Source organism: Saccharospirillum impatiens DSM 12546 (genome assembly GCF_000423605.1).
Lineage (GTDB): Bacteria > Pseudomonadota > Gammaproteobacteria > Pseudomonadales > Natronospirillaceae > Saccharospirillum > Saccharospirillum impatiens.
Genome location: NZ_AUIH01000155.1, coordinates 1 through 1,094 on the forward strand (window position 1 = coordinate 1; position 1,094 = coordinate 1,094).

Consider the following 1,094-nt stretch of genomic DNA (forward strand, 5'->3'; position numbering starts at 1 on the left):
ATCGTTCTTTCGAAGGCTTTAGAACGAGCATACTGTTTCACTGTGGGAAGCTGGATATGCTGCCATAGGGTTCCACAGAGTTTTACGAAGAGCCGATTTTATTAGAGTCTTTATCTACAACAAGACAATGTTGCTGCCCGCTGTCTTTGAGCGCGATTATGACATCGCCTATGGTTGCTCTGGATAGTTCATTATAATCCAATGTAGACAGATTCTTTTTTGGTCGCATTAATTCCGTTACCGCGATTTCTTCTCTTTTAAAACCCTCAGATGTTTTCTGAACAATCAGCCGATCAACCAGATCATCAGTGCTGACAACACCCAAAAATTGATACTGCGGGTTAATTACAAACTTCAATCGGACATGCGCCTTTTTCATCAATTTTTGCACTTCAATGGCAGATACCGACGATTCGATAACCAAAGGTCTATTACTTTTGAAATCAGTAAAAAAATCAAGTGCTGGTGTTTCAAGCGATAGAGAGTCAATTTCTTCTGGCCATACCATTTCTTCGTAATGTGATGCCGGGTATAAATGTAACTTTCTCATATCATTACGTTCCTTCAATCAACGTAGAAACACGCCTATAAAATATAGCCTAAAACTATCAACAACACCGGACCAATAGCCGGTTGTTATACACGTCCCGGTGTTCACCATTGTTTATGCAAGGTGTTCCGGGACAGATAATCGACAATGTCAGCTAACTTTCGGAGTCTGCTGCTTAGCTCCCGGAGGTAGGATCTGGCCACTTTTACCTTTGACTACATAATCAATAGCGCCACCAGACTTTAAAAAGGCAGCAGTTTGCTCCTCAATGGTGGCAGTCGTTACTGAATCTTTTGAGGGTTTCTTACTCATTATAATCTCCCGGTTAAATGTTGGCTTATCCACCCATCTTATAGGACATGTTATAGGGACACCCACTCCAACGCATATAGCTAATTACTATCAACACAGCCATATCAATAGCGAGCAAAGCTGAATGTCCTATTAATGTAAGCGTTCATTTTAGGGAGTCATTCTACTGAGCCTTCCCGCGCGATAATCTCAAGCCTCATTCATCGACGTCCGAGGCAATCATGGCCAAGCG

Annotated in this window: 2 protein-coding genes; both read right to left on the reverse strand. The window is 42.0% G+C overall.

The genetic code is table 11. From position 1 onward, the window contains the following. Positions 1 to 82: 82 nt before the first annotated feature. Positions 83 to 550 (reverse strand): CBS domain-containing protein, encoded by a 468-nt coding sequence (locus G565_RS25390; protein WP_051208369.1) that lies wholly within the window; start codon positions 548 to 550, stop codon positions 83 to 85. A gap of 150 nt (positions 551 to 700) precedes the next feature. Beyond that, a complete protein-coding gene (locus tag G565_RS27150) occupies positions 701 to 862 on the reverse strand; it encodes a hypothetical protein (RefSeq protein WP_169579697.1) in 162 nt (53 codons plus the stop codon). Between the last annotated feature and the right edge of the window lie 232 nt (positions 863 to 1,094).